Source organism: Flavobacterium sasangense DSM 21067 (genome assembly GCF_000686885.1).
In the GTDB taxonomy this organism is placed as follows: domain Bacteria; phylum Bacteroidota; class Bacteroidia; order Flavobacteriales; family Flavobacteriaceae; genus Flavobacterium; species Flavobacterium sasangense.
Window position 1 is genome coordinate 1 of the sequence record NZ_JMLU01000034.1, and the last position, 23,362, is coordinate 23,362.

The following is a 23,362-nucleotide window of genomic DNA, read 5'->3' on the forward strand; positions in this document are numbered from 1 at the left end:
TCGTTTCTACAGTTCTCGATACAATTTTATATTTCAAAAATTAGCATTTTTAAAATCTAAAATCACTCGAATTGACGGTGGGGTTATTTATAATACTTATTTCAAACTATTCACTGTAACCCAATAACGATAAGCAATAACTGCTTTTTGCCATTTTTTAGCTTTGATGGGATCTAAACCTTGTTTGGTAAAACTGGGTAAAAGGGCTTTGTTGAGTTTGGCAAGTAGTTTATACATGGTTAAATTTTTGGCAAATATATAAAAATAAAAAATCCCGAGTGAATCGGGATTTTTTGGTTATTTGGTTTTGACTTCAATTTTCTTTACAACAACGATATTATTTTCATTTGCTTCTTTTTCAGTTACTTTTAAGTAATAAATTTTGTCATGATTCATTGTTAAAAAATCTTCTGCATTTTTAAGCTTTTTTCCGTTAACATAAATATCTAGTTTACCATTTTCGATTTTAATACTTGGTACGCCTGGAATTTTCAACCTGTTACCTCCATAAATTACAGATTGATTGCCATTTTCCGTTTCAATTATTTTAGTGTTTTTATTTCGTTCCATTTCCGCCTTAGCTTTTTCTATTTCTGCTTTGGCTTTTTCCATTTCTGCTTTACTCATTTCTATTTCTCTTTCAACTTCTTTCCATGAGCCTCCTTGAATTGTTTTGATATTTCGTTTTTGAATTTCAATTGATTTTTTACCGTTATTGTTGTTAACGTTTACCATTTCAATATCTTCTCTTTCAATTTTGTCTAATTCTTCTTTTGTTGCTTTTTTACCGTTAATGTAGATTTCTGTATCTTCTGAAATTCCGTTTGAATTTTTAGTAACAATCTTTATTTCTTTTTTGATGTTATTTTTATTGACATCTACTGATTTGATGATTTTGGTATCTATTTTTTTCATTTCCTCTTCAGAGATAATTTTGTCATCAAGATAAATTAGGGTATTAGGTTCATCTGATATCGTAGAATTTCCTCTAAAAATCATTATTTTTTTACCAGTTTTTTCATTTTCGTTCATTTCGATGGCACCATCTAATTCCACTATTTTATTTTTCATTTCTTCTTTTGAATATTCTTTTCCATTGATGATGTAAATAGCTTCATCAGTATCAGATTTTTTTATTTCTATGGTTTTTGCTTCATCCCATCCGATTTTATCTGCGTCCATTTTGGCAAAAACTGTTGATATGTTATTTCTATCGAAACCCATCTTTCCTTTTCCGTTCTCGTTTACTTCTTTGAAAAAACGAATAGGCTCAATTGCTTCCTCACCTTTTATCGATATTTTTCCAGATGTTTTATCACTATCTTCAAATTTAGCATCTAAAGCAATAATTTCGTTTTTTGTATTTCGTTTGATTTTAGAAATTTTTAGATCAATACCGTATTCTTTTTTTAGTAAATCGGTTTCTTCTTTTATTTGGGTATCAGTTGTATTTTTATCAATTACAAATTCAATAATTTGATTTGCTACTGATTTTGAAATTACTACTTCCTTCACTTGCGCCACCGTTTCAATTTGAAATAATAACATGAAACCTACTAATAGCGGAAGAATGGTGGCATACTTCCAAACATTTCTTTTGTTTGATTGATTTGTGTGTAACATAACGATTCGTTTTTTGATTAATGATTGATAAAATTGATTGGTAATACTTAAGTCGTGTTGATGAGTCACTACTTTTAATAAGGTTCTTTGATATTCGTATTTGTTTTCGATTTGTTGAAAAGTTTCGCAATCTGCAATAAATTCAAGGTTTTGTAAAATAGCTTTCCGATACAACCAGATGATTGGGTTTGCCCAAAAGAAAGCACAAAACAGTTTTGAAAGCAATACATCAATGGAATGTTTTTGCTTCACATGAATGCTTTCGTGCGTTAAAATATGTTGGAATTCTTCTTTAGAGAATCGATTCGGATTAATCACAATGTAATGAAAGAACGAAAAAGGATTTTCTGTTGTGTCCGAATGAATTAAAGTGAAATTGGTTTCTTTTTGCTTTTGATGTTTTCTGATTTTATTAAAGAAGGAAGCCAATTCCAATGTAATTTTCATTACGATTAGCATTGAAATTACTAAGTAAGCGGTTGTAGCAATAAACGACCAGTCCAAAGGGTTTTCTTGAATAGGAACTTCAATAACATTGTTTGTTAAAGGAATTACCTCTTCATAGAAGTCTGGGATAGGTGTTGGTTCTACCCAAATGATTTTCGTAAATGTAATTAAAGGTAAAATCAAGGATAAAATTAACCCACTAATTAAATACCAACGATTGGAAACAAAAAAGGTTTCTTTGCGAAGGAATAGCACGTACATCAAATAAAATAAAATGATGAGTCCGTTTGCTTTTAGGAAATATATCAGCAGATTTTCCATACTATTTCTTTTTTTCGATTAAGGCTAAAATCTCACGAAGTTCGTCTGCCGAAATCTTTTCTTCTTCAGCAAAAAAGGAAACTAAATTTTTGTACGAACTATTGAAATAGTTATCAATAGCGGTATTCATAAAGGTTTTTCTATAATCTTCCAATTTAACGATAGGGAAGTACTGATGCGTTTTTCCGTAAGCATTGTATCCCACGTATCCTTTGTCTTCTAAATTACGAACAATAGTAGAAAGAGTATTGTAATGAGGTTTGTCTTCAGTGATTTCTTCCATGATGTCTTTTACAAAAGCTTTTTTGAGCTTCCATAAAATATGCATGATTTCTTCTTCTTTATTGGTTAGTTTTTGCATGACGTATCGTTTTGATACATCAAACTTATAACTATTTTTTTAGTTGTACAACTATTTTTTTAGTTATTTAACTAAATTTTTAGTTTTAAAGATTTTTAGGAGCTTCTTTGGCTACTAATTTATTGGTCCAAATAAAGAGTAAAACGCCTATTACACCAAGGGTTCCCATAAAAAACCAGTTGTTCTGATAGCTGAATAATCGAATCATGTCCATACCTGCTTCAGCACTTAAAATATGTGCAGAGCTGTAACTCATGGTGAAAATAGCCATGTAACGGCCTTCATGTCCTTTAGGGGCGCGACTCATAGCAAAGGAATTTGAGAAAGGAAAGGCAAACATTTCTCCAAAAGTCATGAACAACATCATGATAATTAAAATACCTGCCCAATTATTAATTAAAAGTAAGTACATACTAATCGCCATGGCTAATGCACCAAACGTAATAACTTTTACTTTATTGATTTTATGTTTTTCAATATAGCTTACTATTGGCATTTCTAAAAAGAAAATTAAGACGCCATTTAGAGTTAATAATAGTCCAGTTTGAAATTCACTCAAGTTAAACTGCTCTTTATGATACAATGGAATAGTGGTAAATAATTGGAAGAATAAAATACCTGTTATTAGGGTTCCTGTTAAGAAAATCCAAAAGGGTGTATCTTTAAAAACGGAATGTGTTAATACTTCACCTGGATGTTCTTTATCTGTAAATTTCGATTTTTTCTTTTCCTTGACTAACAACCAAAATATGGAAATGGCTAAAATACAGGTAGCACCATCTACCCAAAATAAGCCTTTATATCCCACGCTCATAATTAATAAACCTCCAAGTGCGGGTCCAGCGGCGAAACCTAAGTTGATGGCCAATCGAACTAATGTCAAAGCACGTGTTCGATTTTCGGGTTTTGCATAAGCACCTAAGGATACAAACATAGCTGGTCGGAACATATCAGCAATGACCATGATGAAGAACATTGCGACTAATAAACCTTTAAAACTGGTTACAAATTGTAATCCGAAAAAGGCGAGTCCACTAGTCATTAAACTGAAAATCATGATTTTGTAAAAACCAATTTTATCGGATAGTTTACCACCAAGCCATGAGCCAATAATAGAACCTAATCCAAAACTTATCAAAATCCATTTTACTTGGTTGTATGAAAAATTCAAATCTTCCTTCAAATATTTCGATAGGAAAGGAAGTACCATAGTGCCGGCACGATTGATGAATGTGATTAAGGTAAGGATCCAAATTTCGCGAGAAAATCCTCTGAAATTATCGATGTATTTGTTGAAAGCGCGTAGTAACATACCTAAAATTGAATTGCAAATTTACGAAAGCCATCACGATTAAAATGTTATAGAAATTATATATTTTTGTAAAAATTGAATAACATGAAACAACTTTTAATGTTCTTATTCTGTTCGGCTTTTGCGTTTGCTCAAAAAGACTTGACTTCAGCTGAAAAATTTCAAGCCGAACTGAATCAAAATTATGCAGATTCATTAAAAAGTCCTTTAATGAAAGAAGATTTTAAATCTTTTAAAGGGTTGGATTTTTTTCCATTGAATGACAAGTATATTGTAGAAGCTAAGTTTGTTAGGACCAAAAAGGAGAAAGCTTTCGGAATGAAAACTACAACTTCTAGAACGCCATTATATGTGAAATATGGTGAACTTCATTTTTCAATTGATGGTAAAGATTTAAAATTGAATGTTTACAAAAACATTGATTTGTCAAAAAAACCAGGATATGAGGATTATTTGTTTCTTCCTTTTTCCGATTTGACATGTGGGAAGGAGAGCTACATTGGTGGAAGATATGTAGACATGAGAATACAAAAAGGAAAAACATGGACCATCGATTTTAATAAGGCGTATAATCCGTATTGTGCTTATAATTATGAATATTCGTGTCCCATTGTCCCTTTAGAGAATGATTTGGATATTGAAATTAATGCTGGAGTAAAGAAATTTCATGACTAAATTCATCAATTTACATACACACCAATTTTCAAATCTTTCGGATGTGATGGAAGTCGTGAATCAATACCCGTGGGAATTTGATGCTTCAATTCCTAGCTATTCTATTGGAATTCATCCATGGTATATCGATGAAAATCGTTTGGAAACGGATTTAGAAATTATTAAACAAAAACTTGAATTAAAACAGTGTTTGGCTTTGGGAGAATGTGGATTAGATAAACGAATTGAAATTCCGTTGGAGTTACAATTTTCAGTTTTTAAACAGCAATTAGAATTGGTAAAAGAGACTCAAAAGCCAATTGTTTTACATTGTGTGGCTGCCTATGAGGAAGTGATTGCCATCAAGAAAGAAATGAAAATTGAGAACCCAATGATTATTCATGGTTTTTCAAAAAACAAACAAGTGGCGCAATCTCTTTTGAAAAACGGATTTTATTTATCGTTTGGAAAATACTTACTTCGTAATCCAGATTTAGAAAAAGTATTTACCTTTGCACCCGAAAATCAAATTTTATTAGAAACCGATACGATTGAAGAATCCATTTATCAAGTCTATGAAAAAGCAGCTGCAATAAAAGGAATCTCAGTAGAGGAGATGAAAGCGATTGTTTTCAATAATTTTTCAAAGATTTTCAATTAACCAATTTAACGATTTAACACTATATATGGCCAAGTGGAAAGAAAGAGCAGTATTGCTTTTTAAAGAAGAAGGAATTCAACGATTAGAAAACGCGAATGTTTTAGTGGTTGGATTAGGTGGAGTAGGGAGTTTTGCTGCCGAATTTTTAGCACGAGCTGGTGTAGGAAAAATGACAATTGTAGATGGAGATGTTGTGGATATTACGAATATAAATCGTCAATTACCTGCTTTGCATAGCACCGTTGGTGAACCAAAAGTGAAAATTGTTGGCGACCGATTGATGGATATTAATCCCGATTTAAAATTAACACGCATTGAAGAGTTTTTATCTCCAGAGCGCGCTTTTGAATTGGTTACTCCTGAATTTGATTACGTTTTAGATTGTATCGATAGCTTAACACCAAAAATCAATTTGATAGTAGCTTGTAAACGCAAGAAAGTGAAAGTTATTAGTAACATGGGAGCAGGAGGAAAGTTTGAAGCTGAAAAAGTACGTGTGAAAGACATCAGCAAAACCGATTATTGTCCGTTAGCGAAACAAGTAAGAAAACGTTTAAAATTGGAAGGAATTTCGAGTGGAGTTAAAGTAGTTTACTCTTTTGAAAGACCCGATTACGATAGTGTAAAAATGACCGATGGCTCTAATTTCAAAAAGTCGTTTTATGGAACGAATAGTTGGATGCCTGCATTATTTGGTTTGCATGCAGCAGAAACGGTTGTCAAACATTTGATAGGAAAAAATAAGTAAAAAAATATCCCGATGAAAATCGGGATATTTTTTTATTCTGTTGGTTTAGTTGTTGTATTTTCTACTGGCGCTGTAGCACCTTCTTCAGTTGCTTCTGGTTTTGGTCTAGGAATATAAACTCGTTTTTTAACAGGAACATAAACTTCGGTTACCCAATTAGATGGTTTACGTTCTTTCGGTAAACTTACTTTATAAACTTCAACATACTTACCATTGCTACTATCTTCTGTTAGTCTTTTTTGCTTAACATATTTGCGCGCTTTATTCCAAGCTTCTTTTCTGTGTGAGTAATCACCTTTTAAAACAACTTTTACAGCTAAAAATTCATCGAAGTGTCCGCCAGAAATCTCACTTCCCGGTGTAGTTAAAATTTCTTCTTCCACAGGAACACACATGGCAAAAATGATTTCCTTGTCATTTGAGCTAATGCTTTCGTAAGTAATAAATGGTAATCCTAAAATATCAATATCATTCTTTTCTACAAAAGCCATCATATTTTGTAACATCGATTTAGATACTTTTTGGAAATCTGTTATAGAACACGTATCTACTTGTTGGATATAATTGGTTGCGTGTTTAGTTACCAATCCACCAATGGCTATTTTGTAAGAGGTTAGTTCTTTTACTAGGTAAGTATCTATATTATTTAAGCCTTCATCTAATTTATCCCCTAAAACATTATCCACTCCACCTTGTAAAACACTCAATAATTTTAATTCAAAATCTAATTTTCCTTTTAATTCCCAAGTAATTAAAGCTCCTTTTTTTGTGTTTTGAAAACGTATAAAAGATTCGTTTTTCATACCAGAAATAGTGATGTTTTGTAAAATCGTATCATTAGGAATTAATTTTAGATTTTTGAAAACAGCGTTGTTTTTATTCCATGGATTCCAATCGATTAAAGCAGTACTATCAGAAACAAAATTGTAAACAATATCTTTTGAAACTTTTATTTCTTTTGAACGCACTACCTTATAATCGCTTTGCTGAGTAGCAACAAATACAATGAATGCTACACCTAAAAGAAGTAATAAAAGAAGTATGTATTTTAAAATTCTCATTGAGATATGAATTTGTTTTTCAAAAGTAAGAAAATTAATCTTTCATTAGTACTTTAATTAGAAAGAGTAATCCAATAAAAACTAAAAATCCTAAAAATACCCAATATGTTCCTTTATAGAACGGTTTCATTTGTTTTAAATCTTTTCGATACACTATAATCATAGTAGTTATAAATGCAATAACAAAGAAAATAGCAAAGTAGATTTGGCCTGTTGAAAACATATTGAAAATTTTTACAAAAGTAATAATTTAATAGTATCAAATTTTCTAAATTTAATGAAATTTATATAGTTAATTATGCAAAAACAATTAAAAGCAGTAAAGTTATTTCACGAAACCTATGGTTTAGGAGTGAGTGAAGAAATGAAAGCCGATTTAGGTACTTTAAAAAACGAACTTCGTTACAATTTAATGAAAGAGGAAAATGAAGAATATTTAGAAGCCGTTCAAAATAATGATATCGTTGAAATCGCGGATGCTTTAGGAGATATGTTGTATATTTTATGTGGTACCATTTTAGAACACGGATTACAACATAAAATTGAAGAAGTTTTTGATGAAATTCAACGTTCGAATATGAGTAAATTAGGTGAAGACGGGAAACCAATTTACCGTGAAGACGGAAAAGTAATGAAAGGACCAAACTATTTCAAACCAAATTTTGAGGAGATTTTAAAATAAAAAAAGTTGCCTGAGGTTCTCGAAGGCAACTTTTTTTTACAATATTTAAATTCTTATATTTTAACAGTCCACCCGAAAGTATCTTCTGCTAATTTATATTGAATATTTGTTAATTTTTCTTTGATTTCAAGCGCCATTGAATTTTCTAATTTAGGCAATTCATAATAATGGTCTTGGAATGAGAATCCAACGATTGGATTAATCACAGCAGCCGTTCCTGCTCCAAAAATTTCTTTTAACGAACCATTTTTAGCAGCTTCAACAATTTCTTCTACTAAAACTGGACGAACTTCAATGTTGATATTCTCTCTTTTTGCTAATTCGATAACACTTTTACGAGTAACACCATCTAAGATTCTTTCGCTTGTTGGTGCTGTATATAAAGTATCGTTAATTCTAAAGAAAACATTCATTGTTCCCGCTTCTTCTAACTTAGTATGCGTTGCATCGTCTGTCCAAATAATTTGTTGGAAACCTTGTTCGTTAGCTAATTTTGTTGGGTAAAATTGCGCTGAATAATTTCCAGCTGCTTTTGCTGCTCCAATTCCACCGTTTGCTGCTCTACTGTAGTGTTCAGCAATAATTACTTTAACTTCTCCCGAATAGTATGCACGAGCTGGAGATAAAATAATCATGAAACGGTATTCTTGAGAAGGAGCTGCAATTACACCATGTCCAGTTGCAATCATAAACGGACGAATATATAACGTATTTCCTTTTCCTTTTTTAACCCATTCTTTTTCAATTTCTAATAAACGATGTAAACCTCCTAGGAAAACATCTTCAGGAACTTCTGGCATAGCCATTCTCGTAGCACTTTTATTAAAACGGTGAAAGTTTTCATCAGGTCTAAATAACCAAACATCATCTTGCTGGTCTTTATAAGCTTTCATTCCTTCAAAAATTGCTTGTCCGTAGTGGAACACTTTTGCAGAAGGATCAATCATGAAAGGTGCATAAGGCTCTATAACAGGTTTTTGCCATGCTCCATCTACATAATCGCACACTAACATATGGTCTGTAAATACATTACCAAAGGTTAAGTTTTCAAAATCTACTTCGTTGATTTTTGAATGAGGAGCCGAAATAATTTCAATTTCGTTTAAAGTTTTTAATTCCATTAGGGTCAAACTGTTATAAAATTAGTTTTGTATTATCAACAAAAAAATAGTCGATTTTTACATATTGGTTGCAAATTTACTAAAAAAAAGAAGTTTTATTTTTACTTCTTGAAAAATAATTATCAACAACAAAGGTTTTAATTTATTGATAAAAACTTCAATTTAAATAAAATGAAACTTTTTTTGATGCGCCGAAAATATAAAAAATATAGTTATTTTTGTTGAAAATATTCACATTTAAAATGAAAAAAATACTTACTCTTTCACTTTTAACAATTGCGTTTGTTAGTTGTGAGCAAAAACAAGAAGCAAAACCAGAGGTCGCAAAAGTTGATTATGCTGTTTTTGGTGATTCAATTTCGTCGGATGGTGCTTTAACTAGTGCAGAAATGATGGAAAAATTCAAATCTTTAAAAGAAGGAGATACTTTAGAAGTAAAATTCAAATCGGGTATCAATGAAGTTTGTCAAAAGAAAGGTTGTTGGATGACTTTAGATTTGGCTGATGACAAAGAAGCGTTTGTAAAATTCAAAGATTATGGTTTCTTTGTTCCAAAAAACGCACAAGATAAAGAAGTAATTGTTAATGGAAAAGCATTTGTAAGTATTGAAAGCGTTGATGTTTTGAAACATTATGCAAAAGATGCTGGAAAATCTCAAGCAGCAATTGATAGTATTACTGAACCAAAAGTGACGTATTCTTTTATGGCTGATGGTGTTTTAATCGCTAAATAATGAAAAAGTTAATTCTACTTTGCTCTTTTGCTCTTTTGTCTTTTTCGTGTGATAAGAAAGCGGATGAAAAAGCAACTGATAAAGAAGCTTGTGAAACCGATTCAAAAGTAAACAAAGATGGTTTTGAAATGTACGAAATGTCAGAAATGGCGGCTTTGATGGAGCAAATGTATGTGGATAACCAGCGTTTGAAAGAACGCATTATAAAAGGGGATACGATTGGTAAATTTCCTCAACACTTTGTAAAAATTCATAAAGCGGTAATGACAGATGAAACCGATAAAGATGCTTTTTTTGATGAACAAGCGGCTAAATTTATCAAAGCTCAGGAATTGATTTACGAAGATCCGAAGAATGCTAAAGAGCATTTCAATAACGGAATTGATGCATGTATCAAATGCCATGAAGTAAAATGTGGTGGACCAATACCAAAAATTAAGAAATTGTATATTGAGTAAAACTTGATATAGTTTAAAATGTTTGTTTAAAGTATATTTTTGTCATTCTGAACTTGTTTCAGAATCTTTATAAAGAGAAGCTGAAATGAATTCAGCTTGACAAAACGCTTTAAACAACCCTTTTTATATAGTAAACCCAATGAAAAGAGAAATTATTATTACCGATGACGGTTCCACCACCATAAGAATTCCAGAATGGGATGAGAACTATCATTCTACTCACGGGGCTATTCAGGAAGCGAAACATGTTTTTATTAAAAACGGATTGGATTTATTTCAAAAACAAGATTCAATTTCCATTTTAGAAATTGGTTTTGGAACGGGTTTGAATGCGTTTATTACTTTTTTGGAAACTGTAAATAAAGAAAAAGTCAATTATGTTGGAGTAGAAGCGTACCCAATTTCTAGTGAAGAAATTGCTCAAATGAATTATGTTGCCGAATTACAAGCAACTCAATATCAAGCCGTTTTTGATAAGATGCATTCTTGTGATTGGGAAAGCCAACAAAACATCTCTGAAAATTTTATTCTTACCAAGCGAAAACAGTTTTTTCAAGATATCGAAGATAAAGAGCAATATGATTTAATTTACTTTGACGCTTTCGGATTTCCATTACAACCTGAATTGTGGAGTGAGGCTATTTTTAAGAAGATGTATGAGGCACTTTTACCGAAAGGAACTCTTGTTACGTATGCTTGTCGTTCATCGATTAAAAATGCGATGTTAAGTGTCGGATTTTCAATTGAAAAACTACCTGGAGCTCCAGGAAAACGTGAAATGTTACGAGCTACAAAAAATAGTTGATTTTTATTTTAAAGTAAGAATTTAATAAAAATTTAGCATTTTTTTTGTCAACTAAATCGTTTTCGAAACATTTTTTTATTTATCTTTACAACAAGTTCTTACCCCTAGTCTAACCTTTTATCTAGAAAAAGTATGCCAAGACCGATGTTTTCTTACACCAAGTCAATTTTGGAAAGAGTGAGTTTTGATACGAAACTATTTTGTAAAGAATTAGAGAAAGCAGTGCAAATATTGCTTCCTTACGAAATAGATCAATTGAGAGAGTGGCTTCTACAATTTACTGAAGAAAAGCCTGAATTAAGACAATGTTTAATTTATATCAACTAAAAATAGAAGTCCCGATAACCTCGGGACTTTTTTTATGGTGTAAATTGGAATTTATTTTGTTTTTGGACTTATAATCTCAACATCGCTAAATGCAATAGCTCCACGAACAACGCCAGATATTGTATCTCGCAGGGCGTTGATAATATGTATTTTTAATTCGTTTTTAGGATAAATCAAACTCACTTCTCTAGCAGGTTTTGGATCTTTAAATGGTTTCAGTTTTTCTTTGTTCTTTTCATTCAAATCTAGAGTGTGTAAATAAGGAAGTAAAGTAGTTCCTAAACCTTCATCTGCTAATTTGATAAGCGTTTCAAAACTTCCGCTTTCTAATTGAAAATGACTATCAGTAATGTATTTATTGTTTTTGCATAAATTTAGAATTCCATTTCTGAAACAATGTCCGTCCTGTAAAAGTAAAATTTTATCCAAATCTAAATCAGATATTTCAATTTCTTTTTTATCTATTGCAGGGTGATTTGCTGGAACATAAGCTACGAATGGCTCATAATATAATACAATCTCTTTTAGATTTTCTTCTTCCAAAGGAGTTGCAGCGATAGCACAATCTAAATGACCGTTCTTCAATTTTTTTATGATTTCCTCAGTTGTTTGTTCTTCGATAATCAAGTTTACTTTTGGATATTTTTTAATAAAATTATTTAAAAACATAGGAAGTAGAGTTGGCATAACTGTTGGAATAATTCCCACTTTAAATTCGCCACCAATATAACCTTTTTGTTGGTCAACGATGTCTTTTATTCTTCCCGCTTCGTTCACAATATTCTTAGCTTGATTGACGATTTTCTCCCCAACTTCAGTTAATAAAATAGGTTTTTTACTTCGATCAAAAATTAAAATATCCAATTCATCTTCTAGTTTTTGAATTTGCATACTTAATGTAGGTTGGGTAACGAAACATTTTTCAGCTGCTAAAGTAAAATTTTTGTATTCGGCAACCGCCAAAACGTAATATAGTTGTGTAATTGTCATTATTGATAAATTTGATGCAAATATAAAAACTATCAATTAAATTTATTAATAATAAGGACTTAAAATTTTAATTTTGAATAAATAAATTAAGAATTATGAAATTAAATAGTTTAGGATTACCAAAAGAACAATCAGAGGAATTAGTAACAGAATTGAATGGATTGCTATCAAACTTTCAAATATACTATCAAAATTTGAGAGCATTACATTGGAACATTAGAGGAAAACGTTTTTTTGATTTGCATTTAAAATTTGAAGAATTATACAACGACAGTCAAATTAAAATTGATTTAATAGCCGAACGCGTATTGACTTTGGGAGGAACACCTTTGCACACTTTTTCAGATTATATGGCAAATAGTAAATTAAAAGTTGGAAAAGGAATTTCGAAAGATGTCGAAGCCATTCAATTAATTTTAGATTCATTGTCTGTTTTATTACAAATAGAAAGAACAATTTTGACTAAATCGAATGCTATAAATGATGAAGGAACAAATTCTATGATGAGTGATTTTATTGCTGAACAAGAAAAAACAAATTGGATGTTAAAAGCGTGGATGGAAGAAGAAATTTAACAATAGCCTTTACTCATATTGGTTTTTTTATAGAAAAATTAAGAATTGTTTCAGTTTGAAATAGTATATTCGCGGTATGAAATTATTGGTTAGCATAGTTTTATTCTTATTCATAACTTTTTTATCTACTCCTACAATTGTTGGGATGATAGATAATCAAGTTGATACATCGTATTTTTACAGTACTTGTGAAGAAGAAGAGAATCATGCACCTTTTAATGAAATTAAATCAGTACCCACCAATCATTTTTCAATTATTAATTTTTCATTTGTAAAGTTAGTAACGCTTAATGTTCTTTTAGAACATGATTTGAGTTTTGATAATTTAGCACATCAAATTTTTTCTCCTCCTCCAAATAATTTATAATACAGTTATTTTTTCTTAACACTCCTTTTTTTTGAGTGTAGTATTAATGTATTATAAAATTTTCATGAATAATCATTCTATTTTTTCCAATGTAAGAGGAGATCTTGCATCTGGTCTTGTTGTATTTTTAGTTGCTTTACCCTTATGTTTAGGTATTGCTTTGGCTTCTGGTGCCCCGTTGTTTTCTGGTATTGTTTCGGGTGTTATTGGAGGTATTGTTGTTGGTTTTTTAAGTAATTCTTCATTGAGTGTTACAGGGCCAGCGGCTGGTTTAACGGCTATTGTTTTGACAGCGATTACTGATTTAGGAGGTTTTGATGTCTTTTTGGTTGCTGTGATTTTGGCTGGATTAATTCAGATTGCTTTAGGTTTTTTAAGAGCTGGAAGTTTTTCTAATTATTTTCCCACCAGTGTAATTGAAGGAATGTTAGCTGCCATAGGAATTATCATTATTTTAAAACAAATTCCGCATGCTTTTGGTCATGATGTTGACAATGAAGGCGATTTCTTTTACATTGAAAAGTCGGGACATTCAACTTTTGATACGTTAATAGAATCGATAAATTACATCCATACAGGTGCTTTAATTATAGCTTTGTTATCATTATCCATTTTAATTATATGGGAAAAAGTTCCTGCTTTGAAAAATATAAAAGTTATTCCAGGGGCTTTGGTGGTTGTGGTGGTAAGTATCTTATTGAATGAGTTTTTTATTCAATCTGGTTCAAGTTTAGCGATTGTTACTCAAAATCATCTAGTAAATCTTCCTTCTTTCACAGAAATTCAAAACGGATTTGCGTTACCCAATTTTGCTGAATTAGCTAATGAAAAAGTTTGGATAGTTGCTGTTACTATTGCTGTTGTAGCTTCAATTGAAACTTTATTGTGTATTGAAGCAACAGACAAATTAGATCCATATAAAAGATTTACCGATACGAATAGAGAATTAAAAGCGCAAGGAATTGGAAATTTATTGAGTGGATTGTTAGGTGGATTACCAATGACTTCGGTAGTTGTTCGTTCGTCTGCTAATATTAATTCGGGTGGAAGAACTAAATTATCAACTATTTTTCATGGATTTCTTTTATTCACTTTTGCACTTTCTATTCCGTTTATTTTAAATAAAATTCCATTAGCAGCTTTAGCGGCGGTTTTATTAATGGTGGGATATAAATTGGCAAAACCAAGTGTTTTTGTGCATTTATGGAATAATGGTTATACTCAATTTATCCCTTTTGTGGTTACCGTTATTGCGGTGGTTCGTATTGATTTATTGAAAGGGGTTGGTATTGGATTAGCAGTGAGTATTATTTTTATTTTGTATCAAAACTTAAAAATAGCCTATTCATTCAAGAAAGAATCTTTTCATGATGGTGATGTTATTACTATTAAATTAGCGCAAGAAGTTTCGTTTTTGAATAAAGCAGCGATTAAAAACACATTAGCAAGTATTCCAAAAGGTTCGAAGTTAATTATTGATGCTTCAAATACCAGATATATAGATTTTGATGTGGTAGAATTAATTAAAGATTTCAGAAATGTGAAAGCGGAAGACAAAGAAATCGATTTAACATTGAAAGGGTTTAAAGAGCAATATGACTTAGAAAATACGGAATTCAAACACGTAATAATTAAAGATTCAAAAGAAGAAACAAAATAACATAACAAATATGAAAGCACATAATAAAGAAACACAAGCGCAAATGACTCCTCGTAAAGCTTTACAGTTTTTACAAGAGGGAAATGATCGTTTTATCAATAATTTAAAGGCTCATAGAGATTTATTAGAGCAAGTTAACGAAACTCGTGACGGGCAATGGCCATTTGCTACGATTTTAAGTTGTATTGATAGTAGAACTTCAGCAGAGTTAATTTTTGACCAAGGATTAGGCGATATTTTTTCGGTTAGAATTGCCGGAAATATTGTAAATACGGATATCTTAGGAAGTATGGAATTTGCTTGTAAAGTAGCGGGTTCAAAATTAATTGTGGTTTTAGGTCATAGTAAGTGTGGTGCAGTAAAAGGGGCTTGCGACCATGTGAAATTGGGTAATCTAACTGAATTACTATCTAAAATACAACCCGCTGTTTATGAGGAAAGCACAATTACAGAGGATAGAAGTTCTTCTAATTCTGCTTTTGTAGAAAATGTATCAGAAATCAATGTGAAACGAAATGTGAAAAACATCATTGAACGCAGTTTTGTTTTAGAGCAAATGGTTGAAAATGGTGAAATAGGTATTGTTGGAGCTATGCATGACATTGAAACGGGTTTAGTAACTTTCTACGACGATGTGATGTTTATTAAAGATGAATTAAATCCTGATTTTACGGTGGCAGCACTTCGCTAGGATTAAATAAAGTAAATCAATAATTTAAAAGTCATCATTTCTATTCAATTTTACATAGTATTGATGGCTTTTTTGTTTTATATTTGATACCACATAGATTATGATAATGAGCGATTTTTATAAGAAAATATTAGATAACAACAAAAAATGGGTGCAAGATAAATTGGCTATTAGTCCAAATTATTTTAAGAATTTGGCTGATGGACAAGAGCCTCCATTATTATGGATAGGCTGTTCCGATAGTCGAGTCCCTGCTAATGAAATTATTGGTGCTGAGCCAGGAGAAGTTTTTGTTCACCGAAACATAGCTAATATGGTGGTGCATTCAGACATGAACATGCTGAGTGTTTTGGATTACGCTGTAAATGCACTAAAAGTGAAACATGTTATTGTTTGTGGGCATTACGGTTGTGGTGGAGTTAAAGCAGCAATGGGTAATACTTCTATCGGAATTATTGATAATTGGATACGTCACATTAAAGATGTGTATCGTTTTCATCAAGATGAATTGGATGCTATTGAAAATGAAAAAGAGCGTTTCAATAAATTCGTTGAAATTAATGTAAAAGAACAAGTAATGGATTTAGCTAAAACATCTATTGTTCAAAATGCTTGGAAAAACGGTCAAGAATTATCCTTACATGGTTGGGTTTATGGACTTAACGATGGCTATGTTACCGATTTAGGTGTGAATTTTAGTTGTGATAAAGATTTGGATGATGTGTATCAGTTGAAGTTTTAATCATCCAAATTCTCATTAAACGCCGAAGGCAATAACTGAGGGATAAATTTTATTAAAATAGGCAATAACAAGCCGCCACCTGGAAGTAAAAAGATAGTTAAAGATGGAACGGTTTTACAGATATCAAGCAACTGTTTTTTTACTTTCTTTTTTTCATCTTTGCTTAAATCTTTTGTGGTGGATTTGGCTAAAAGTTGCATCAATTCGCCACTTTCTTTGATTTCTTTGGTAAGTCTATCTTTGTTGCGAATGATTAGTTTAGTTACATTTTTATTCGCTTGATCGTAAAAATGTTTTATGGGATTCGAATAGTTAAAAAATGGAATTTCTGATTTGTATGTATCAATGAAAGCATTAATTTCTTTTGTACTTTTTTCAAGTAATGATGGGTCTAATTCTAAATCTTGACTTAATTGCTTTAAAAAGTTCTCTTCATTAGGTTCCAATTTTTCATCGCTCCAAAGTGCCATTTGAGCAATATCTAATAAATACAACTTTTCTAATAAAGAAGTATGTCGCATCAATTTGATTTCCGATAATTCGATATTTTCAATAGTATTGAATTTGGTATAACGAATTGAATTTTCGAACAATTTCACCAATAATTCATCGTATTTTGATTTTCGTTCTTTAATTTTTAAAGCTAACGAAACAATTTTAATACAATCGGATTCTATATTTTTTAGGTAATCGGATGGTAACGTTTCATTTTTTAAATAATGTTCGAATGCCAAAACATCAATAAACAAAAGTGCATTGGTAATAATGTGCGAGAAATTCTTGCTAATCGTATTATTATTAGTTTGAATTCGGTCATCTATAATTTTTTCCAAGCGTGAACTGTGTGTTCCTTCTGGAAGTAATTTTTTGATGAAATTCAGGTTTTCAGGCTGAATGATTTTATAAAATTGGTAAACCGAATTTATAAAATCCTCTTTCGTACCATTAAATTTTTCGATACGATATAACGAAAAAAGCGTATTCAAAAAACCAACTTTCGTTACTTCATCATACGACCATTTTGTAGTGTTGATTTGGTTTTGAAGTTGGTAACGTACCACATAACCATAAATAAAACCTGTAGTTCTACAATCTTCATAAAATGACAAAGTATTGCCTTGAAAATCAATGAAATTGTCATTGTTTTCAGTAAAAAACTTGTCAATCCAACCGTTTGCAGATGGGTTTATCATTTATAGTTTCTCTTTTAAATATTTTCCTGTAACTGAGTTTTTATTTTTAGCTACTTCTTCTGGCGTTCCGAACGCTACTAATTTTCCACCATTTTCACCACCTTCTGGACCAATATCTAAAATGTAATCAGCACATTTGATTAAATCTAAATTGTGCTCAATTACGATTATCGAATGTCCTTTTTCTAACAACGCATCAAACGAAGCTAATAATTTTTTGATATCGTGAAAATGCAACCCCGTTGTAGGTTCGTCAAAAACAAATAAGGCTTTGTCTTTTATAGTTCCTTTTACTAAAAACGAAGCCAATTTAATACGTTGCGCCTCGCCACCAGAAAGGGTAGAAGAGGATTGACCTAATTGTACATAACCCAAACCAACGTCTTGTAGAGGTTGTAATTTTTGCGTGATTTTTGATTGTTTTTGTTCGGTAAAGAAATTTAAAGCTTCATCAATGGTCATTTTTAAAATGTCATCGATGTTTTTGTTTTCGAAAGTAACTTCTAATACTTCTTTTTTGAAACGTTTTCCGTTACAAGCTTCACATTCTAAATGAACATCCGCCATAAATTGCATTTCAATAGTTACTTCTCCATCACCTTTACACACTTCACATCTTCCACCATCAACGTTGAAAGAGAAATGTTTGGCTTGATAGTTTCTTAACTTTGAAACATTCTGTTTTGCAAATAGTTCACGAATGTCGTCGTAAGCTTTAATATAAGTAACCGGATTCGAACGCGAACTTCTTCCAATCGGATTTTGATCTACGTATTCGATATGTTTGATGTGAGAGAAACTTCCAGCTAATTCAGTAAATTGACCTGCTTTTTCACCAACACCTTCTAATTTCTTTTGAATGGCTGGAAACAGAATTTTCTTCACCAACGTACTTTTTCCACTTCCCGAAACACCTGTAATCACGGTTAAACATTCTAATGGGAAAGTAAAGTTTTCATTCTTTAAGTTATTTTCTCTTGCGCCAATAACTTCAATATGATTTTTAAATTTTCTTCTTGTTTTCGGAACCGAAATTTCTTCTTTTCCATTAAGATATTTCGCAGTAAGTGAATCCGCTTTTAGAATTTCAGAATAAGTTCCTTGAGCCACCAATTCACCGCCATGTGTTCCTGCTTCAGGACCAATATCGATAATCATATCGGCAGCTTTCATGATGTCTTCGTCGTGTTCAACTACTATTACAGTGTTGCCCAAATCACGTAAATCTTTCAAAACTTCGATTAATCTTTCGGTATCTTTTGGATGTAAACCGATACTTGGTTCATCTAAAATGTACATCGAACCAACTAAACTACTTCCTAACGAAGTCGCTAAGTTAATACGTTGCGATTCACCACCAGAAAGCGAATTAGAGTTACGATTTAACGTCAAATAACTCAATCCTACATTGAATAAAAAGTCTAGACGATTGTTGATTTCGATTAACAAACGCTTAGCAACTTTAGCATCGTATTTGTTTAATTCTAATTTTTTGAAAAAATCGATTAAGTTTACAATTGGTAAATCAACCAAATCCGAAATTGTTTTTCCACCTACTTTTATGAAGTTTGCTTCGTAGCGTAATCGTTTACCTTTACAAGTAGTACATTTTGTTTTTCCTCGATATCTCGAAAGTAAAACTCGGTTTTGAATTTTATAGTTTTTCTCTTCTAATTCCGTAAAGAAATCATGTAATCCAGTGAAATACGAATTTCCATCCCAAATCAGTTGTTTTTGTTCGTCTGAAAGTTCGAAAAACGGTTTGTGAATTGGGAAATCGAATTTATAAGCATTGTTTACCAATTGGTCGCGATACCAACCCATACTCTCGCCACGCCAAGGGAAAACAGCATTTTCATAAATGGATAAAGCGGTATTTGGAATTACTAAATCCTCATCAATTCCGATAACACTTCCGTAGCCTTCACATGTTGGACAAGCTCCGTAAGGATTGTTGAAACTGAACAAGTGAATATTTGGTTCTAAAAACGTAATCCCATCCAATTCAAAATTAGAACTGAATTCCAATCGCTTTTTCGAATCTACTTCTTGTAAATAACAAATTCCTTTTCCTTCGTAAAAAGCGGTTTGTACGGCATCGGCTAATCGATTATAGAATTCTTCTTCGTCTTTAACGACAATTCGGTCAACAATAAGGAGAATGTCTTTGTTATCTAATTGGTGTTGTTCAATAGTGTCCAAACGCACCATTTCGTAATCTACTAAAACACGTGCAAAACCTTGTTGCAACAGCACTTTTAGTTTGTCTTCTAAAGCTCGACCTTCTTCTAAATGAATTGGAGCAAGCAGCAACCATTTACTATCAATTGGAAATGTTTTGATGTCATTAATCACATCAGAAACCGTATCTTTTTTGACTTCTTTACCAGAAATAGGTGAGTAGGTTTTTCCAATTCGGGCAAAAAGAAGCTTTAAATAATCATAAATTTCGGTAGAAGTTCCAACGGTGGAACGCGCGTTGCTGGTATTTACTTTTTGTTCAATAGCAATTGCGGGAGCAATTCCTTTGATGTATTCTACTTTAGGTTTGTCTAATCTTCCTAAAAACTGACGTGCATATGATGATAAACTTTCAACATATCTGCGCTGTCCTTCGGCATAAAGCGTATCAAAAGCCAAACTCGACTTACCAGAACCGGAAAGCCCTGTAATAACCACTAATTTATTTCTAGGAATAGCAACATCTAAATTTTTAAGGTTGTGCAATTGCGCTCCTTTAATTAGAATGTTTTTTTTAGGTTCTAAGGTAGAAAAATCAGGTTGTGTCATCGTTGTTTTTAAAAGATTTGCAAAGATAATAATTGTAAATTTATTTACTCCTATTCCTTACCTCTTTAAATATTAAAAACAGAATGTTTAAATTAGAATAGTTTATAATTAGTTACGAATAGTTGCGATTATTTAATAGTTTGGAATCATATTTAGATTTATTTTTAATGAATAGAAGTTTTTTTTAAATAATTATTTGGATATTAATTAAATTTTATGTTAAATTTGGCTAATTAATCTTTAAAACAGAATTGCCTATTACAAAAATTACTTTTTAGAATCAGAGACTTAAATTAACTAAAAGGTATTGTTATGGCTAATCTTGTACTTCCTGATGCAGTTTTGGTGAAGAATTATATAAGCGGAGATGAGTCTGCTTTAGCTTCATTGATTGAAAGACATCAATCAAAAATATACGGATTTATTTATTCCAAAATAAACGATAGAGATTTATCGGATGATATTTTTCAAGATACTTTTATTAAGGTAATTAAAACGTTGAAATCACAGTCGTATAACGAAGAAGGAAAATTTTTGCCTTGGGTAATGCGAATTGCTCATAATTTGGTAGTTGACCATTTTAGAAAAGCAAAAAAAATGCCTTACCAACGTGAAACGGATGAGTATTCTATATTCAACTATATGACAGATAACTGTTTAAATATTGAAGGACAAATTATATCGGAACAAGTAGAAACGGATTTAGCAAAATTATTAGATGAACTTCCAGCAGATCAAAAAGAAGTTTTGGTAATGCGAATGTATCAAGATTTAAGTTTTAAGGAAATAGCTGATTTAACAGGCGTTAGCATTAATACAGCCTTAGGAAGAATGCGTTATGCTTTGTTGAATTTGAGAAAAATTATAGAAAAGAATCAAATTATTTTGACTAACTAATACTAAAAGTAAAATTTTGTCGTTATTGAAATATAAACCAAATAATAATAAATGGCAAAACTTTACTCTAAGAAAAAATTAGCATCTCAAAAAATGAAACCTAAAAAAGAAACGATTTCGTTTTTACTCAATTATTCAAAAGCATTGAGTATACATAAAGTGGGAACTTCAAGTTTTGAAATTATCGCTAATTAAGGAAAATGCCTCAAAGAGATTTGAGGCATTTTTTTATTTTTAAAACACAAATTTTACAAATTTTCACAAATTAGTTTGTGGCAATTCGTGAAATCTATCTCTCTATTTTTATTGTCTTAAGATTTTCTCCATTGCTTTCCCTTTCGCTAATTCGTCAATTAATTTATCTAAATAGCGCACTTTTTTCATCAATGGGTCTTCGATTTCTTCAATTCGATAACCACAAATAACACCTGTAATTTTAGAAGCATTTTCGTTAAGTTGAGGTGCTTCTTCAAAAAAAGTCTCGAAATCAACTTTTGTTTCGATTTGGTTTTGAAGGTTTTCTAATGTGTAACCAGTTAACCAACAAATAATTTCATCCACTTCTGCTTTAGTACGATTCTTTTTCTCCGCTTTGTTGATGTAGTGTGGGTAAACACCAGCAAAGATCATATGATTTATACTTCTTGATGCCATTTATTTTTTAATTTCATTAATTACACTCTTTCTCCCAATCGTTCTCGTAATAATATCTTTCTCTAAGTTCCAGCCACGCGCTGGAGAATATTCACGTCCGTACCAAATAATTTGCAAGTGTAAATCGTTCCAACATTCCTCTGGAAAAATACGTTTGGCATCTTTCTCGGTTTGTTGTACGTTTTTACCATTGGTTAATCCCCAACGGTACATTAATCGATGAATGTGTGTATCCACAGGAAAAGCAGGAACTCCAAAAGCTTGACTCATAACCACACTCGCCGTTTTGTGTCCCACAGCTGGTAAGGCTTCCAAAGCTTCAAAACTCTGTGGTACTTCTCCGTTATATTTTTCAATTAAAATTTCGGATAAACCATGAATTCCTTTCGATTTCATTGGTGATAAACCACACGGACGAATTATTTCTTTGATTTCATCTACACTCATTTTGACCATATCATACGGATTATCGGCCTTAGCAAACAAAATTGGCGTAATTTGATTCACGCGAACATCTGTACATTGTGCTGAAAGTAACACGGCAATTAGTAATGTATAAGGATCTTTATGGTCTAACGGAATAGGAATTTCAGGATATAATTCATTTAACGTATTTATAACAAATGTTACCTTCTCGCTTTTGGTCATTTTTAACTAAATTTGATTCGTAAAGTTATAAAGTAATAGCGCAATATCAAAATTCATTTTAAAGATGAGTTTTTAACCTTTTAAACTATAAATAAATGACAACATTAAAAGCAGGAGATAAAGCCCCTAATTTTTCAGGTTTAGACCAAAATGGAGCTACTCATACATTAGCTGATTACAAAGGAAAAAAACTAGTAGTCTTCTTTTATCCAAAAGCAAGTACACCTGGTTGTACAGCAGAAGCATGTGATTTGAGAGATAATTTTGCTCGTTTTAAAGCAAATAATTATGCTTTGTTAGGTGTTAGTGCCGATAGCGCTAAAGCACAAGCTAAGTTTATTGAAAAATATGAGTTACCATTTCCGTTATTAGCGGATGAAGACAAATCAGTGATTCAAGCATTTGGTGTTTGGGGACCAAAGAAATTCATGGGAAAAGAATACGATGGCATTCACAGAACAACTTTTGTAATTGATGAAAACGGAATTATTGAAGAAGTAATTTCCGATGTAAAAACCAAAGCCCACGCTGCTCAGATTTTGAAATAGGCGGATTCAAGACCTTAATGCAACAAGGTCAATAATTAGTTAATATATCAAATTTAGTTTTTTATTTCAATTTTGCATAATTTCAGAATAACTTTTTTTGGCTTTTTCAAGAGCCAAAAGTTATTTCCGAAATTGGCTTGTTTTATGCTGCATAATTATTGATTTCTTGGTTCATAATTTCTCCTGGTGTTTTGTATCCTAAAACCTTTCTAGGTCTGTTGTTTAAAGCTAATTGAGCTTGTTTAAGCTGTTCAATTGTTATTTTATTAAAGTCAGTTCCTTTAGGAAAAAA

At 31.4% G+C, this 23,362-nt stretch carries 28 protein-coding genes and 1 pseudogene; 16 read left to right on the top strand and 13 right to left on the bottom strand.

Annotated features, from left to right (window positions below; genetic code table 11):
• Positions 1–96 precede the first annotated feature (96 nt).
• The 4 genes from BP92_RS0112240 to BP92_RS0112255 form a co-directional block, all read right to left on the bottom strand.
• On the bottom strand, positions 97–237 hold the full coding sequence (locus tag BP92_RS0112240; RefSeq protein ID WP_026726319.1) for a hypothetical protein: 141 nt from the start codon (positions 235–237) through the stop codon (positions 97–99).
• Between the two features lie 60 nt (positions 238–297).
• Positions 298–2,391 carry a M56 family metallopeptidase gene (locus BP92_RS16810; protein WP_084329759.1) on the bottom strand — a complete coding sequence of 698 codons (2,094 nt, stop codon included), beginning with the start codon at positions 2,389–2,391 and terminating at the stop codon, positions 298–300.
• Position 2,392: 1 nt separating this feature from the next.
• Positions 2,393–2,752, bottom strand: coding sequence for a BlaI/MecI/CopY family transcriptional regulator (locus BP92_RS0112250; RefSeq protein ID WP_026726320.1), 360 nt, complete (start codon positions 2,750–2,752; stop codon positions 2,393–2,395).
• Between the two features lie 85 nt (positions 2,753–2,837).
• Entirely contained in the window at positions 2,838–4,064 is a 1,227-nt protein-coding gene (locus BP92_RS0112255) for an MDR family MFS transporter (RefSeq protein WP_026726321.1), read from the bottom strand.
• An 84-nt stretch (positions 4,065–4,148) separates the two neighbouring features.
• Here BP92_RS0112255 and BP92_RS0112260 point away from each other — a divergent pair, with 84 nt between their 5' ends.
• From BP92_RS0112260 to BP92_RS0112270, 3 genes are read left to right on the top strand one after another with little or no spacing between them, the layout of a single operon-like run.
• A complete protein-coding gene (locus BP92_RS0112260; protein WP_026726322.1) occupies positions 4,149–4,739 on the top strand; it encodes a DUF1684 domain-containing protein in 591 nt (196 codons plus the stop codon).
• The gene (locus tag BP92_RS0112265; protein WP_026726323.1) at positions 4,732–5,379 is read left to right on the top strand and encodes a TatD family hydrolase; all 648 of its coding nucleotides are present in this window, start codon (positions 4,732–4,734) and stop codon (positions 5,377–5,379) included. The genes BP92_RS0112260 and BP92_RS0112265 overlap by 8 nt, the downstream gene beginning before the upstream one ends.
• A gap of 25 nt (positions 5,380–5,404) precedes the next feature.
• Positions 5,405–6,127: a tRNA threonylcarbamoyladenosine dehydratase gene (locus BP92_RS0112270; RefSeq protein ID WP_026726324.1), complete on the top strand. Its 723-nt coding sequence runs from the start codon at positions 5,405–5,407 to the stop codon at positions 6,125–6,127.
• A 32-nt stretch (positions 6,128–6,159) separates the two neighbouring features.
• Here the strand turns inward: BP92_RS0112270 and BP92_RS0112275 are convergent, their stop codons facing one another.
• Positions 6,160–7,188 (bottom strand): GyrI-like domain-containing protein, encoded by a 1,029-nt coding sequence (locus tag BP92_RS0112275; RefSeq protein WP_026726325.1) that lies wholly within the window; start codon positions 7,186–7,188, stop codon positions 6,160–6,162.
• Between the two features lie 34 nt (positions 7,189–7,222).
• On the bottom strand, positions 7,223–7,411 hold the full coding sequence (locus tag BP92_RS0112280) for a hypothetical protein (RefSeq protein WP_026726326.1): 189 nt from the start codon (positions 7,409–7,411) through the stop codon (positions 7,223–7,225).
• A 75-nt stretch (positions 7,412–7,486) separates the two neighbouring features.
• Here BP92_RS0112280 and BP92_RS0112285 point away from each other — a divergent pair, with 75 nt between their 5' ends.
• Positions 7,487–7,870 carry a pyrophosphohydrolase domain-containing protein gene (locus BP92_RS0112285; protein ID WP_026726327.1) on the top strand — a complete coding sequence of 128 codons (384 nt, stop codon included), beginning with the start codon at positions 7,487–7,489 and terminating at the stop codon, positions 7,868–7,870.
• A gap of 53 nt (positions 7,871–7,923) precedes the next feature.
• Here BP92_RS0112285 and BP92_RS0112290 read toward each other — a convergent pair whose 3' ends face one another.
• Positions 7,924–8,991, bottom strand: coding sequence for a branched-chain amino acid aminotransferase (locus tag BP92_RS0112290; RefSeq protein WP_026726328.1), 1,068 nt, complete (start codon positions 8,989–8,991; stop codon positions 7,924–7,926).
• Between the two features lie 242 nt (positions 8,992–9,233).
• Here BP92_RS0112290 and BP92_RS0112295 point away from each other — a divergent pair, with 242 nt between their 5' ends.
• The 4 genes from BP92_RS0112295 (at position 9,234) to BP92_RS17380 (ending at position 11,315) form a co-directional block, all read left to right on the top strand.
• Positions 9,234–9,725, top strand: coding sequence for a DUF4920 domain-containing protein (locus tag BP92_RS0112295; protein WP_026726329.1), 492 nt, complete (start codon positions 9,234–9,236; stop codon positions 9,723–9,725).
• Complete coding sequence (locus tag BP92_RS0112300) at positions 9,725–10,183, top strand: hypothetical protein (RefSeq protein ID WP_026726330.1); 459 nt, start codon at positions 9,725–9,727, stop codon at positions 10,181–10,183. The genes BP92_RS0112295 and BP92_RS0112300 overlap by 1 nt, the downstream gene beginning before the upstream one ends.
• A gap of 139 nt (positions 10,184–10,322) precedes the next feature.
• Positions 10,323–10,988, top strand: a complete 666-nt coding sequence (gene mnmD / locus BP92_RS0112305) for a tRNA (5-methylaminomethyl-2-thiouridine)(34)-methyltransferase MnmD (RefSeq protein ID WP_026726331.1) — start codon at positions 10,323–10,325, stop codon at positions 10,986–10,988.
• Between the two features lie 132 nt (positions 10,989–11,120).
• Complete coding sequence (locus tag BP92_RS17380) at positions 11,121–11,315, top strand: hypothetical protein (RefSeq protein WP_026726332.1); 195 nt, start codon at positions 11,121–11,123, stop codon at positions 11,313–11,315.
• A 51-nt stretch (positions 11,316–11,366) separates the two neighbouring features.
• Here BP92_RS17380 and BP92_RS0112315 read toward each other — a convergent pair whose 3' ends face one another.
• The gene (locus BP92_RS0112315) at positions 11,367–12,305 is read right to left on the bottom strand and encodes a LysR substrate-binding domain-containing protein (RefSeq protein WP_026726333.1); all 939 of its coding nucleotides are present in this window, start codon (positions 12,303–12,305) and stop codon (positions 11,367–11,369) included.
• Positions 12,306–12,400: 95 nt separating this feature from the next.
• On the opposite strand from BP92_RS0112315, the gene BP92_RS0112320 reads away from it, so the two are divergent.
• From BP92_RS0112320 to can, 5 genes are all read left to right on the top strand, one after another.
• Positions 12,401–12,880: a Dps family protein gene (locus tag BP92_RS0112320; protein WP_026726334.1), complete on the top strand. Its 480-nt coding sequence runs from the start codon at positions 12,401–12,403 to the stop codon at positions 12,878–12,880.
• A gap of 76 nt (positions 12,881–12,956) precedes the next feature.
• On the top strand, positions 12,957–13,247 hold the full coding sequence (locus tag BP92_RS0112325) for a hypothetical protein (RefSeq protein WP_026726335.1): 291 nt from the start codon (positions 12,957–12,959) through the stop codon (positions 13,245–13,247).
• Between the two features lie 64 nt (positions 13,248–13,311).
• On the top strand, positions 13,312–14,907 hold the full coding sequence (locus tag BP92_RS0112330; protein WP_026726336.1) for a SulP family inorganic anion transporter: 1,596 nt from the start codon (positions 13,312–13,314) through the stop codon (positions 14,905–14,907).
• Between the two features lie 10 nt (positions 14,908–14,917).
• On the top strand, positions 14,918–15,598 hold the full coding sequence (locus tag BP92_RS0112335; RefSeq protein WP_026726337.1) for a carbonic anhydrase family protein: 681 nt from the start codon (positions 14,918–14,920) through the stop codon (positions 15,596–15,598).
• Between the two features lie 106 nt (positions 15,599–15,704).
• Positions 15,705–16,340, top strand: a complete 636-nt coding sequence (gene can / locus BP92_RS0112340) for a carbonate dehydratase (protein WP_026726338.1) — start codon at positions 15,705–15,707, stop codon at positions 16,338–16,340.
• Here the strand turns inward: can and BP92_RS0112345 are convergent.
• Together BP92_RS0112345 and uvrA are read right to left on the bottom strand one after the other, a co-directional pair.
• The gene (locus BP92_RS0112345; RefSeq protein WP_026726339.1) at positions 16,337–17,533 is read right to left on the bottom strand and encodes an LETM1-related biofilm-associated protein; all 1,197 of its coding nucleotides are present in this window, start codon (positions 17,531–17,533) and stop codon (positions 16,337–16,339) included. The genes can and BP92_RS0112345 overlap by 4 nt on opposite strands.
• Positions 17,534–20,323 carry an excinuclease ABC subunit UvrA gene (gene uvrA / locus BP92_RS0112350; protein WP_026726340.1) on the bottom strand — a complete coding sequence of 930 codons (2,790 nt, stop codon included), beginning with the start codon at positions 20,321–20,323 and terminating at the stop codon, positions 17,534–17,536.
• Positions 20,324–20,635: 312 nt separating this feature from the next.
• On the opposite strand from uvrA, the gene BP92_RS0112355 reads away from it, so the two are divergent.
• Positions 20,636–21,220, top strand: coding sequence for an RNA polymerase sigma factor (locus BP92_RS0112355; protein WP_026726341.1), 585 nt, complete (start codon positions 20,636–20,638; stop codon positions 21,218–21,220).
• Between the two features lie 51 nt (positions 21,221–21,271).
• The gene (locus BP92_RS17235; RefSeq protein WP_162833739.1) at positions 21,272–21,415 is read left to right on the top strand and encodes a hypothetical protein; all 144 of its coding nucleotides are present in this window, start codon (positions 21,272–21,274) and stop codon (positions 21,413–21,415) included.
• Positions 21,416–21,523: 108 nt separating this feature from the next.
• Here BP92_RS17235 and BP92_RS0112365 read toward each other — a convergent pair whose 3' ends face one another.
• Entirely contained in the window at positions 21,524–21,874 is a 351-nt protein-coding gene (locus BP92_RS0112365; RefSeq protein ID WP_026726342.1) for a DUF2200 domain-containing protein, read from the bottom strand.
• Positions 21,875–22,522 (bottom strand): endonuclease III domain-containing protein, encoded by a 648-nt coding sequence (locus tag BP92_RS0112370; RefSeq protein WP_026726343.1) that lies wholly within the window; start codon positions 22,520–22,522, stop codon positions 21,875–21,877. It lies immediately after the preceding gene.
• 95 nt (positions 22,523–22,617) lie between these two features.
• Here BP92_RS0112370 and bcp point away from each other — a divergent pair, with 95 nt between their 5' ends.
• Entirely contained in the window at positions 22,618–23,070 is a 453-nt protein-coding gene (gene bcp, locus BP92_RS0112375; protein WP_026726344.1) for a thioredoxin-dependent thiol peroxidase, read from the top strand.
• A 142-nt stretch (positions 23,071–23,212) separates the two neighbouring features.
• Here the strand turns inward: bcp and BP92_RS17520 are convergent.
• Positions 23,213–23,362 (bottom strand): annotated as a pseudogene (locus BP92_RS17520) (IS30 family transposase); the annotation flags it as partial.

Excerpts from the sequence above, each read along its gene's own strand:
- BP92_RS0112240 (WP_026726319.1), bottom strand. The coding sequence starts at position 237 with ATGTATAAACTACTTGCCAAACTCAACAAAGCCCTTTTACCCAGTTTT.
- BP92_RS0112315 (WP_026726333.1), bottom strand. The coding sequence starts at position 12,305 with ATGACAATTACACAACTATATTACGTTTTGGCGGTTGCCGAATACAAA.
- BP92_RS0112300 (WP_026726330.1), top strand. The coding sequence starts at position 9,725 with ATGAAAAAGTTAATTCTACTTTGCTCTTTTGCTCTTTTGTCTTTTTCG.
- can (WP_026726338.1), top strand. The coding sequence starts at position 15,705 with ATGAGCGATTTTTATAAGAAAATATTAGATAACAACAAAAAATGGGTG.
- BP92_RS17235 (WP_162833739.1), top strand. The coding sequence starts at position 21,272 with ATGGCAAAACTTTACTCTAAGAAAAAATTAGCATCTCAAAAAATGAAA.
- BP92_RS0112320 (WP_026726334.1), top strand. The coding sequence starts at position 12,401 with ATGAAATTAAATAGTTTAGGATTACCAAAAGAACAATCAGAGGAATTA.
- BP92_RS0112335 (WP_026726337.1), top strand. The coding sequence starts at position 14,918 with ATGAAAGCACATAATAAAGAAACACAAGCGCAAATGACTCCTCGTAAA.
- BP92_RS0112295 (WP_026726329.1), top strand. The coding sequence starts at position 9,234 with ATGAAAAAAATACTTACTCTTTCACTTTTAACAATTGCGTTTGTTAGT.
- BP92_RS0112250 (WP_026726320.1), bottom strand. The coding sequence starts at position 2,752 with ATGCAAAAACTAACCAATAAAGAAGAAGAAATCATGCATATTTTATGG.
- BP92_RS0112280 (WP_026726326.1), bottom strand. The coding sequence starts at position 7,411 with ATGTTTTCAACAGGCCAAATCTACTTTGCTATTTTCTTTGTTATTGCA.
- BP92_RS0112255 (WP_026726321.1), bottom strand. The coding sequence starts at position 4,064 with ATGTTACTACGCGCTTTCAACAAATACATCGATAATTTCAGAGGATTT.
- uvrA (WP_026726340.1), bottom strand. The coding sequence starts at position 20,323 with ATGACACAACCTGATTTTTCTACCTTAGAACCTAAAAAAAACATTCTA.
- BP92_RS0112290 (WP_026726328.1), bottom strand. The coding sequence starts at position 8,991 with ATGGAATTAAAAACTTTAAACGAAATTGAAATTATTTCGGCTCCTCAT.
- bcp (WP_026726344.1), top strand. The coding sequence starts at position 22,618 with ATGACAACATTAAAAGCAGGAGATAAAGCCCCTAATTTTTCAGGTTTA.
- BP92_RS0112285 (WP_026726327.1), top strand. The coding sequence starts at position 7,487 with ATGCAAAAACAATTAAAAGCAGTAAAGTTATTTCACGAAACCTATGGT.
- mnmD (WP_026726331.1), top strand. The coding sequence starts at position 10,323 with ATGAAAAGAGAAATTATTATTACCGATGACGGTTCCACCACCATAAGA.
- BP92_RS0112270 (WP_026726324.1), top strand. The coding sequence starts at position 5,405 with ATGGCCAAGTGGAAAGAAAGAGCAGTATTGCTTTTTAAAGAAGAAGGA.
- BP92_RS0112325 (WP_026726335.1), top strand. The coding sequence starts at position 12,957 with ATGAAATTATTGGTTAGCATAGTTTTATTCTTATTCATAACTTTTTTA.
- BP92_RS0112355 (WP_026726341.1), top strand. The coding sequence starts at position 20,636 with ATGGCTAATCTTGTACTTCCTGATGCAGTTTTGGTGAAGAATTATATA.
- BP92_RS0112330 (WP_026726336.1), top strand. The coding sequence starts at position 13,312 with ATGAATAATCATTCTATTTTTTCCAATGTAAGAGGAGATCTTGCATCT.
- BP92_RS0112345 (WP_026726339.1), bottom strand. The coding sequence starts at position 17,533 with ATGATAAACCCATCTGCAAACGGTTGGATTGACAAGTTTTTTACTGAA.
- BP92_RS0112260 (WP_026726322.1), top strand. The coding sequence starts at position 4,149 with ATGAAACAACTTTTAATGTTCTTATTCTGTTCGGCTTTTGCGTTTGCT.
- BP92_RS0112265 (WP_026726323.1), top strand. The coding sequence starts at position 4,732 with ATGACTAAATTCATCAATTTACATACACACCAATTTTCAAATCTTTCG.
- BP92_RS0112365 (WP_026726342.1), bottom strand. The coding sequence starts at position 21,874 with ATGGCATCAAGAAGTATAAATCATATGATCTTTGCTGGTGTTTACCCA.
- BP92_RS17380 (WP_026726332.1), top strand. The coding sequence starts at position 11,121 with ATGCCAAGACCGATGTTTTCTTACACCAAGTCAATTTTGGAAAGAGTG.
- BP92_RS16810 (WP_084329759.1), bottom strand. The coding sequence starts at position 2,391 with ATGGAAAATCTGCTGATATATTTCCTAAAAGCAAACGGACTCATCATT.
- BP92_RS0112370 (WP_026726343.1), bottom strand. The coding sequence starts at position 22,522 with ATGACCAAAAGCGAGAAGGTAACATTTGTTATAAATACGTTAAATGAA.
- BP92_RS0112275 (WP_026726325.1), bottom strand. The coding sequence starts at position 7,188 with ATGAGAATTTTAAAATACATACTTCTTTTATTACTTCTTTTAGGTGTA.